This window comes from Methylophaga sp. (genome assembly GCF_030651745.1).
Window position 1 is genome coordinate 1 of record NZ_JAUSCC010000129.1, and the last position, 10,958, is coordinate 10,958.

10 protein-coding genes are annotated in these 10,958 nt (G+C 44.6%); all 10 read right to left on the minus strand.

All coding sequences use genetic code 11. The features are described from left to right. Positions 1–81: 81 nt before the first annotated feature. The 10 genes from speA to dapA all read right to left on the minus strand — a co-directional run bounded on the left by speA (position 82) and on the right by dapA (position 10,906). The gene (gene speA / locus Q7V21_RS15140; RefSeq protein WP_304918082.1) at positions 82–2,031 is read right to left on the minus strand and encodes a biosynthetic arginine decarboxylase; all 1,950 of its coding nucleotides are present in this window, start codon (positions 2,029–2,031) and stop codon (positions 82–84) included. Between the two features lie 110 nt (positions 2,032–2,141). Then, positions 2,142–3,197, minus strand: a complete 1,056-nt coding sequence (locus Q7V21_RS15145; protein ID WP_304918083.1) for a succinylglutamate desuccinylase/aspartoacylase family protein — start codon at positions 3,195–3,197, stop codon at positions 2,142–2,144. Then, positions 3,197–4,102, minus strand: a complete 906-nt coding sequence (rimK, locus tag Q7V21_RS15150) for a 30S ribosomal protein S6--L-glutamate ligase (RefSeq protein WP_304918084.1) — start codon at positions 4,100–4,102, stop codon at positions 3,197–3,199. Before rimK ends, Q7V21_RS15145 begins: the two co-directional genes overlap by 1 nt. Beyond that, positions 4,099–4,596, minus strand: coding sequence for an ATP-dependent zinc protease (locus Q7V21_RS15155; RefSeq protein WP_304918085.1), 498 nt, complete (start codon positions 4,594–4,596; stop codon positions 4,099–4,101). Before Q7V21_RS15155 ends, rimK begins: the two co-directional genes overlap by 4 nt. A 217-nt stretch (positions 4,597–4,813) precedes the next feature. Then, positions 4,814–5,239, minus strand: a complete 426-nt coding sequence (locus Q7V21_RS15160) for a prepilin-type N-terminal cleavage/methylation domain-containing protein (RefSeq protein ID WP_304918086.1) — start codon at positions 5,237–5,239, stop codon at positions 4,814–4,816. A 162-nt stretch (positions 5,240–5,401) separates the two neighbouring features. Further along, complete coding sequence (locus Q7V21_RS15165; protein ID WP_304918087.1) at positions 5,402–6,853, minus strand: O-antigen ligase; 1,452 nt, start codon at positions 6,851–6,853, stop codon at positions 5,402–5,404. A 629-nt stretch (positions 6,854–7,482) separates the two neighbouring features. Next, entirely contained in the window at positions 7,483–8,193 is a 711-nt protein-coding gene (gene purC / locus Q7V21_RS15170; RefSeq protein WP_304918088.1) for a phosphoribosylaminoimidazolesuccinocarboxamide synthase, read from the minus strand. A gap of 11 nt (positions 8,194–8,204) precedes the next feature. Beyond that, positions 8,205–8,972: an MBL fold metallo-hydrolase gene (locus tag Q7V21_RS15175; RefSeq protein WP_069295153.1), complete on the minus strand. Its 768-nt coding sequence runs from the start codon at positions 8,970–8,972 to the stop codon at positions 8,205–8,207. Continuing rightward, positions 8,972–10,006 carry an outer membrane protein assembly factor BamC gene (gene bamC, locus Q7V21_RS15180; protein WP_304918089.1) on the minus strand — a complete coding sequence of 345 codons (1,035 nt, stop codon included), beginning with the start codon at positions 10,004–10,006 and terminating at the stop codon, positions 8,972–8,974. Before bamC ends, Q7V21_RS15175 begins: the two co-directional genes overlap by 1 nt. A gap of 18 nt (positions 10,007–10,024) precedes the next feature. Continuing rightward, a complete protein-coding gene (gene dapA, locus Q7V21_RS15185) occupies positions 10,025–10,906 on the minus strand; it encodes a 4-hydroxy-tetrahydrodipicolinate synthase (RefSeq protein WP_304918090.1) in 882 nt (293 codons plus the stop codon). Between the last annotated feature and the right edge of the window lie 52 nt (positions 10,907–10,958).

Consider the following 10,958-nt stretch of genomic DNA (forward strand, 5'->3'; position numbering starts at 1 on the left):
TTTATGAGTAACGACGCCGCCAACACCACCGGCGCCAATAATGATCACTTTTGACATAGAGCTGAGTCCTTAAACCTGAGATTATCTTTCAAAGAAGGTATAGCCATTCATGCTGTCGCTGAAGGCACGTAACATTTGTTGACGCATTGGTACCGAAATTTTGCCATCCCGCACGGCCTGCTCCGCCAGTTTACGGAATTGCTCCTGCATCACTTTAGGGTCGTATTCAACGTAACTGAGTACGTCGGCAATACTGTCACCATGAAACTCACGAACAAAATTAAACTTGCCATCTTCACTGATATGCACACTGACAACGTTGGTATCACCAAACAAATTATGCAAATCACCTAATGTTTCCTGATATGCCCCGACCAGGAAAACACTTAAATAGTATTCTTCCCCCTCTTTGAGTGGGTGCAACGGCAGGGTTTTACAGATGCCATCTTCATAAGAAAATGAATCAATTTTGCCATCACAGTCGCAGGTCATATCAGCGATCACTGCAGAGCGAGTCGGTTTTTCATTCAAGCGGTGAATCGGCATGATCGGGAAGATCTGATCAATCGCCCAAATATCCGGCAATGATTGAAACAGACTGAAATTACCGTAATAAATATCTGACAGTAACTCTGGCAGGCTTTCCAGCTCAGCAGAAACCCGTCGTGCCTGAGGCAATAACTCGGAGATCTTCTCCAGAATCGCCAGTGAAACGTTTTCAGCTAACGCTCGTTCCCTTAATGTTGCCTGACCGTGATGGAATAACTCACGTAATTCATCACGATAATAAATAGCGTCGTTGTAACATTCCTGCAGGTTCTGCAGTGTCACGTTGCCAAGCACGGCGTAGAGATTAAACAGCATATCGTGACTGTCTTCCGGCGCTGCATCAGGGATAATGCCTGGCTTATGGTCACGTACTTCCAAAACATTGAATAACAACATCGAAGAATAGGCGATTAATGCACGACCAGATTCAGTGATCACAACCGGATGAGCAATATCCAGTGGATCCAGACATTCCTGCAAGGTTTCAATAATGTTGTAGCAATATTCGTCCAGACCATAGTTCATACTGTGAGTGCTGTTTGAATGGGCACCTTCATAGTCCACGGCCAAACCACCACCAAGGTCCATATAGCCCATCGGCGCGCCTTCTTCGATAAGGCCAGTATAGAAACGGCAGGCTTCCATCACCCCACTACGAATATTACGGATATTGGGGATTTGCGAACCCAGATGGCTGTGTAATAACTGCAGACAATGCAACATATCGGCTTTTTTGAGCTGTTCAACCACTTCAAGCAATGCATTGGTGGACAGGCCGAAAATTGAACGATCCCCACTGTCACCATTCCAGTGACCTTCAACCGTTGAAGCCAGACGAATACGCACGCCGATCAAAGGATCAATACCCAAAGCTTTACTGCGCTCTAAAATAGTGGAAAGCTCTGTGGCGGTTTCCAGTACAAAAAAGCACGGAATGCCCATTTGACGAGCATACAAACCTAAATCAATAAATTCTTCGTCTTTGTAACCGTTGCAGATAATCAGGCTGTCATGATCACGCAACTGCGATATCGCAATGATGAGTTCTGCTTTACTGCCTGCTTCCAGGCCATGATGATAGCGTCGTCCGTAATCAGCAATTTCTTCAATAACATGGCATTGCTGATTTACCTTGATCGGGAATACGCCACGATAGTGATTTTTGTAACCAGCGGTTTTGATAGCGCGAGCAAAAGCTTCGTTTAATTGAGTAATACGCAAATCCAATAGATTTTCGATGCGTAATACCGCAGGCATATCCAGCCCGCGTTCTTTCATGCCATTAACGATATCAATCAACGGAACATGAACCGTCTTTTCACCAAATTGCAGACTGACAACAGCATTGCCATCGGCGGAAATATCAAAATAATCCGCCCCCCAATCACGCACACCATAAAGCTTACTGCTCTGTTGCGCACTCCATTCTTCAGGTGCAACTGGCGGTGTGTTGATAGTAAGGTTGGCTTGGGTTTGTGTCATCAGTATGACCCCCTTTGGCTACGGTTAAAATCGCGGGATTGTCACTATTTTAAGGACAAATTGCAAAAATATTATGACAGTATCAAGACTATCTCTTCGGAAAGTCAGATTTAGATAATCGGACGCTCTTCGGGTGTACTGGTATCTGTTGAAGGATCCAGGTTGGTATTGAAGGCTTCAACACTATCCGCGACCTCGTCAGGACGGTTAAATCGCGCTATGTGAAACAAGGCTTCACCTTCATTTACTAACGGAATATTGGTTCTGCCAATGATAACGCCACTACAGATTGCGACAACTTTGGTTTCAGATTTTTCATCACCATACGGTGCTGCCACCATCCCCAGAATATCGCCTTTTTTCACCTGTGCGCCCATCGGCACCAACATCCTGAAAATTCCACTTTGCGGTGCTCGTACCCAACTACTGGATCGTGCAACAAATGGATCAACAGGTTTTACATGTTTGGTACGTGACTCCGTTAACATACCAAGCTTGCGCATCACTGCTAACACCCCTCTGACACCGGCACGAATCGCCAGTTCATTAAAGCGTAATGCCTCACCGGCTTCATAAACTATGACTGGCACATTCACCTGCTGACAGGCATGACGCAATGAACCTTCAATCAATCCTGAATTCAGAATCACTGGTGCGTTAAACGATCTCGCCATCTCTTCAACTACAGGATTATCTAATGCAGCACGTATTTGTGGCAGATTGTCACGATGGATGGCTGCAGTATGAAGATCCACACCATGGGTGCATTTCTTAACCACTTCACTCATAAACAAATTAGCTAATCGTGCCGCCAGGGAGCCTTCCTCTGACCCCGGAAAACAGCGGTTTAAATCCCGACGATCCGGTAAATAACGTGTTTGGTTGATAAAGCCATAGACATTGACCACCGGGATTGTGATTAACGTACCCTTCAACCCTTTAAGACGTTTACTGCGTACCAAACGTCTAATAATTTCCACACCAACAATTTCATCGCCATGTACCGCACCCGAAACAAATAACACCGGACCTTCCCGGCGGCCTCGCATCACCTGCACCGGCATACTCAATGAGGTATGCATATACAAATCAGGTAGCGGTACATCCACCACTTTGTTTTGTCCCGGGGCAATTTGCTGCCCAGCAATAATCAGCTCATCTGCCATCAACCTCGGCCTTTGGTTTTAGTGGTTCCGGAAACAGAGTTCTTTTCAATAAAATCAATAATCAAACTGGCGATATCCTTACCGGTTGCCGCTTCAATACCTTCCAGACCTGGCGACGAATTCACTTCCATTACCACTGGACCATGGTTGGATCGCAATAAATCCACACCGCAGACATTTAGGCCCATTGTCTTAGCAGCACGGACGGCAGTAGCGCGTTCAGCGGGTGTAATCCGAATTAAGTTAGCCGTACCACCACGATGCAGATTTGAACGGAACTCGCCCTCTTTGCCCTGGCGTTTCATAGCAGCAACGACTTTTTCGCCCACCACAAAACAACGAATATCTGCACCACCGGCTTCTTTGATAAATTCCTGCACCAGAATATTGGCTTTCATACCCATAAAGGCTTCAATAACACTTTCCGCTGCCCCGGCAGTCTCAGCAAGCACCACACCTATACCTTGAGTACCTTCCAGTAGCTTGATAACCAAAGGTGCACCACCGACCATCTTGATTAAATCGTCAACATCATCCGGGCGATGCGCAAATCCCGTGACCGGCAAACCGATTCCACGACGTGACAATAGTTGTAATGCTCGTAATTTATCGCGAGAACGACTGATAGCCACTGACTCATTGAGCGGATAAACATTCATCATTTCAAATTGGCGCAGTACTGCCGTTCCGTAAAAGGTCACCGAAGCACCAATCCGCGGAATAACAGCATCATAACCGCTGAGATTTTCGCCTTTGTAATGCACTTCAGGTTTCATTGAAGTGATATTCATATAACACCGCAACACGTCCAGCACATCTACCTCATGTCCTCGCGCTTGCGCCGCCTCCACCAATCGGCGAGTCGAATACAACTTCGAGTTGCGGGACAAAATGGCTATTTTCATGCAGATTCTCCATCAAGCGCTTCGTCTTTGGGCGCTTGGATCGTGTTGTTGGATTGGGGGCTTGCTTGATAGGACAATGCCGGGTTGACTAATATATTACCAGTCGTCATGGCTGTGCGTCCTAGTAACATTCGAAACAGCATGGTGTCGCGGTTTGTAAGGGTAATTTCGATTGGCCAGGTATGACCGCCAACGCTCAATGGCGTCTGAATCACATAACGTTTTTCAGTATGGCCGCCCGAGTCTGTGACATTACGCTCATCCTTGACTGGCGCCTCGCACCAGATTTCGGTTTCAGTATCGTTTTGGTTTGGATGCACACCAAAACGCACCCAAAGCTCACCATTTTTTTCAATTGGCTCTACCGAAAAAGCATGTATCGCCGATGTTCTGGCACCAGTGTCTACCTTGGCTTTGATTCGATCAATACCCAACTCAGGCAGACTCAACCATTCACGCCAGCCAACGGTAATTTTTTGCGGATAATTTTCCACGAGATTCCCCAGTTAAGAATTTATGGGGCAATTGAATGCAATTTAACGATAACTGTCAAAAGGGATTTTGGATCTTACAACTTAAATAAGAATTAAACATTGTAATCAGTTGCGTTGAAAAGATTTAAGGAGAGAAGAATGATTACACCAGATAAATAAAAGCCCCGACAAATCGGGGCTTTTATTTTATTTTGTTTAATTTATATCAGGATATTTATCAGCATAAATCTGGATCACTGCATACGCCGTTCCATGTAACAGCCCCAGAAGCGGTGTTTGTTGGAGTAAGGGTATAAGTTTCGCCATTTAAAGCACCAACACCAGTTGCTGCTGTAGCCACTATTACGCCGTTATCAGCTGTTGTAATCGATGCAACTCGCGTACTGGCACTAGCATTGATATCGGAAGGTACCCCGTTACTACCAGCACCACAACCAGTTATAGCTGTATTAGGTGGTATGTTTGTTTGAACACAAATCTCTACCGCTGTCTTCGCTACTGAAGTAGCAAGAATCACTTCACTGAAATTAGCTTTTTTGGTGTACTGCTGGTAAGCAGGCAAAGCAATTGCCGCCAAAATACCGATAATCGCGATAACGATCATTAATTCGATTAACGTAAAACCTTGTTGTGTTTTTTTCATCTTTAAATCTCCATAAATAGACGACAAGCTTTGTGCTCAGCATTAGTAGAGCACCGTCCGTGCCAATATATTTTTTACTAACAAATCAGCAACTTAGCGTACGTTGAATTGGTTTTCAGCTTAAGTGAAAGACTTACCCACGTCAAATAGTGACCATTTTTGTCAGTTTATGGCTGAACAATCCTGATGGAGATTTTGTAGAATCTTATTTGCTGGGTAATATTGCAAACTTTTAAGAATTGTCTGACAACGTTGTTCAGACTGTTCTAAAGCAAAATAGCCATTAATCACATCTTCAAATAACTTTAAATCTGGTTTTTTAACAAGCTCTATTTGAAACCAATCAACCACCTGGGCAAGTTTCTGAGCATCTTTTTTGGCTATAGCATCATGTAAATGGGTTCGCATAATAATTTGCTCCGTATAGCTCTTGTAATACAAATTGCTCAATGCATGGTTCAGCTGAGGGGTCTGTTGAGATTGGTTCACATATTGATATAACTGCTGCTGTGCTTTGGCTGTTTGCCATAAAAAAGCTAACGAAATAATTATTAGAATAATAACCAGCCCGCGTAGTGATTTATTGGCCGTCAAACTCAGCGAATTAGGATTGACCGCTAAATGATGATTGATTAAGGCGAACAACAAGGTTAGCCAAATAAACCAGTGAAATGAAGAAAGGTAAAAAGGGTGTTCCACCTGTGTATGGAATGTAATTGGAAGTAACAACGCCAGATAAGCGACTAACCTTTGGTGTTTATATTTAATGGCAAACCACAGCACACTAAACATAGCAATGAGAATACCCATCAGCGCAAGTAATCCGCCCTCAATCGCCGATTGCAAAAGCTCATTATGCGGATGAGCAATATAGTTTGGCATATTGGCAGTTGGATGTTGCTGATAAAACACAGAAGAAGCCAAGCCATATTTTTCAAGAAAACTGCCAACTCCATGACCTGTTAGAGGGGCTTCAGCAAAAGCATCAAAAGAAATACGATAAATACTTAAACGTTGATCTGAATATTGCGCTTCAACCATCTGGTAGGATTTATCAACTGTTTTATGTAGTCCTTCTTTTGCCAACCAACTTGCTATAAGAATTAATAACAAGGCTGTTATGACTGTTTTCCAGTTTTTCCTGACCTGCTTTCGATAAGCAATCAGCAACATGAGCAGGCCTAATACCCCTGATAACAGCCCTATCCTGGAACCAGTCGCGACCATCACATAAGTAGCTACACTGACGGTAATCAACAAAAAAGCTTTTAGATAAAACCGCTTATGGGCAATAGGTCTTAAGCAAAGATAAATTGAAACCAATATGCCAGTAGTCAGGAAACTAGCCATCACATTGACCTGTTGAAACACTCCGGTAGCAGTTGCTGTTTGTGTTCGAGGGATCCAGTTTGTCAATATTGGCAATTGGAATAATTGAATAATGCCAAAAAGACTATGTAAAAGCGTTGCGACAGCAATTAATAGTAAAATCCTGTCAGTATTTTTTAATCGAAACTGAAATAACCCGAAGAGAAAAATCACCCCTGCCATCACATACACAATACGAAACAGCCATGTGATCGGGTCATGTACGCCAGCTAACGCTGCAGCCAACAGAATACCAACAGGCAACGCCAGTAGACCTTTGTAATTAGCAGGAAGAATCAGCTTATCCTGCCCACAGAAATGCCAGACTGAATACGCAATGACTAACGTCGCAGCCGTCCAGACAGTGATATTAAATGGCAGATCAAAACCAGTGCCGCCAAGGCTGGATACCAGATAAAAAGGTGATACCAGAAATAACATCGCCAGCAACCACTCAATAGGTTGCTGTGGCAATAGCTGGTATTTCGAGAGATAACGCGACATAAGCTTCCCTGTCATGACAAATAAATAGACTGGATTATGTCGGCTGGCTGACTTAGTAGCAAGGCGGGTTGAACAGAAACAACAACCATTTCATATCAGATTGCTTTATCCGCAGATTAAAAAATAACCACAAAGGCGCAGAGGACATAGAGATTAATAATGTAAGTCGGGTTAGCACAGCGTAACCCGACATAAATAAATTGTTGGGCTTCGCAAGCTCAGCGCCAACCTACAAAAGCATTTTAGGTTTCATAATCTGATGATTTGCGAGGCGAGATGGCATTGATATTACTTAACTAATAATACGAGCCAATCAGCATAATCTGCAGAGATATTTTAAAGCTCGGTGCCCCCTTTGTAATTAATACCAACTACAAAGGCACACCAATCCGCTGGGCGACTTCTTCATAGGCTTCGATAACACCACCCAGTCCCTGACGGAAACGATCTTTATCGAGTTTCTTGCGGGTTTCGGCATCCCATAAACGGCAACCATCTGGACTGAATTCGTCGCCGAGGTATATTTCACCTTTAAACACACCGAATTCCAGTTTGTAATCAACCAGAATCATACCGGCATCGGCAAACAGTTTTTTAAGCACCTGATTGACTTCAAAGGTCAGTGCTTTCATGCGTTGAACGTGTTCATCCGTCGCCCATCCAAAAGTAGCGATATGGTATTCATTGACCATAGGATCATGCAGTGCATCATTTTTCAGGAAAAACTCGAATACCGGTGGATTCAGTTCCATACCATCTTCCACCCCAAGACGACGTACCAGACTGCCTGAAGCCACATTTCGCACCACGCATTCCACCGGGATCATTTTCATGTTTTTGACCAGGGCTTCATTGTCATTAAGCAGTTTTTCAAAATGGGTTGGAATACCAGCTTTGCCTAACTGCTCCATGATGAAAGCATTGAACTTGTTATTCACCTCACCTTTACGGCTCAACTGTTCGATGCGTTCACCATCAAAGGCTGATGTGTCATCACGAAAACTGAGCACAACATAATCCTGATCTTCTGTTGCAAAGACGCTTTTGGCTTTACCGGCATAAAGTTGCTGTAATTTTTGCATGGTGTTTTCTCTTAGGCTTTTTTAAGTTCACGCCAGTCAAAGCCGGCATCTTGTTCAGCAATGCCAATCCAGTCTGGTGTGCAATTCAGGGCATCAGCGAATAAAGGTTTCACCAATGCCGGGGAGTTATTCTTTTCGCTGATATGCATGGCAACGATGTGCTGCAAACGCGAGGTGTCAATTTTCGCAAGTAATTCGGCAGATTGCACGTTATTTAAATGACCGAAACGACCACCGACCCGCTGTTTCAAATATTCGGGATATTCGCCCTGATCGAGCATCGCCATATCATGATTGGCTTCCAGCATTAGACCATCACACAGCGTTAATGCTGACTCAATTAGCGGAGTAATAAAGCCGACATCGGTGAGTATGCCTAAACGAAAATCACCGTTATGAAACACAAACTGGCTGGGTTCACGCGCATCATGCGGTACCGGAAACGGTGAAACCTCAATATCATTAACCACAAAGGTTTCATGACAACTGAATTCGTGGATATGAGGCATAACTTCAGTGGGTAAACACGCTGCTGTGCCAGGAGTGGCATACACCGGTATATTGAATTTCTGCGACAGTACACGAACACCACCGATATGGTCGGCATGTTCATGAGTCACCAGAATGGCAGAGAGATCTGAGGAGGTCAGACCAAAACGTCGCAGACGTTTTTCAGTTTCACGAGCAGAAAAACCACAATCCACCAGAATTGTGGTTTTTCCCTGCGAAATCAGTGTTGCATTGCCCCGGCTACCACTGCCAAGTGATGCAAAGCGCATTATTGAGTCAATTGTTCCTGAATCAGGCCAAGCAAACGTTTGGCAGTATCAGAACCAGTACGCACCTGTTCAGAGTCTAATACAGTAATACGTGTATTAGAGGCATCTGAGACCAATTTGATGTAGTAATACTCTTCAGGAGCGACTTCATCATCACTTTTCCAGAAAGCCATCCGACCAAAGAAGCCACGTTCTTGTCTTTCTGCTTCGTTAAATGGATCCAGATAACGTACATAGTAGGTGCCACGTGAACGATCACGATCTTCAACCGTAAAGCCTCGGCTATCCAATACCCGGCCGACGCGATCCCAGACGGTAGTGAATTCCTGTTCAACCATCAATGCCTGCTGGCCTTCAGCTTCATCTATCAGAATCACCCGAGCATCTGCCTGTTGAGCTGCTGAGGTTGGTAATGCTGCTGCAGCACGTGATTTATCCTGCTGATATAAACCACCAAGATAATCGGCCAGCTGACGCAGCATGGCTTCGTCCTTTTGGTTGCTACGATTAGTCTCATCTATGCCAGTCAAAAATACCCGGGCTGAACGATTGACGTCACCGCGCTCCATACGAATACGATAAGCATAACCATCAACATCTGGTCGGGTATCCATTAAACCAATACGCTGATCTTTACGATGGATATTCATGTTGATATCCGCCCAGAAAGCTTCAATACGTTGCCAGGTTTCATCACGGTCACCAGGTACGACTAAATGGCGGTTAACACCTTCACCGGATAAAGCTGGTTTGGATTCTGGAGTAACGTTGTAGCGGGCTGCTAATGGATTGGTTCCGGCTTCTTCATATTCGGAATAGGTTGCCGAGCTTTGTACATTACCGGCAATTTGGTCGTTTATACGTGAAGTACTCAGATCAGGCGGTATATCCAGCGGCGGCATGGTTTCTGCCTTGCGGTATTTCTGAGAATTATCTGGAGCAACCTCATCCAGTGATGGCAACAGTCCACAACCTGTAACGCTGACTGCTACCAGCACACCACAGGCTTTCAACTTAAAACGATTAGTGTTCATTTAATTACATTCACTCACTTATGGATTCAAAACACCGGCGGTGACCAGCGCCTCACGAACCGGTTGATGAAATTGTTCTGACAAAACTGTCATTGGTAATCGTATCCCACCCGGAATCATCCCCATTTCATGGAGTGCCCATTTAACAGGGATCGGATTGGACTCAGAAAATAGCCGCTGATGTAACAAAGATAATTTATCGTTGATTTCACGAGCAGTTTCGGCATCGCCATTCAAAGCAGACTCACACATTTGACTCATTAATGCAGGTGCCACATTGGCTGTTACCGATATTACGCCCCTGCCCCCCGCCAAAATAAAATCCACGGTATTGGCATCTTCGCCAGTATAAAGTTCAAAATTATCGTCGCACAAATCTTGAATTAACTTTACTCTTCTAACATCACCTGTTGCTTCTTTAATACCGACAATATTGCCGATTTTGGCTAGTCGTGCGACGGTTTCAGGTAATAAATCACAAGCTGTACGGCTCGGTACGTTATACAGGATTTGCGGAATATCGACAGCTTCAGCAATGGCTTTGAAATGCAGGTACAAACCTTCTTGAGTCGGTCTGTTGTAATAAGGAGTCACCAGCAGAACAGCATCGACCCCTAATTGCTTGGCATAAAGCGACAGTTCAATGGCTTCTTCGGTAGAGTTCGCACCAGTACCGGCGATAACGGGAATGCGACCAGCAGCCTGTTCTACGACCTGACGAATCACATCAGTGTGCTCATCAATACTTAATGTAGCGGACTCACCTGTCGTACCAACCGCGACAATGGCACTGGTGCCATTCTGAATATGAAAATCAACGAGCTTGCGCAGGCTTTCACCGTCTAACGAGCCATCCGCCCGCATGGGTGTTACCAGTGCTACCATACTGCCGCTGAACATATTCATCAGACTCCGCGAAAATAAACTGGCATGGTACTTTGCCAGCCAGTAG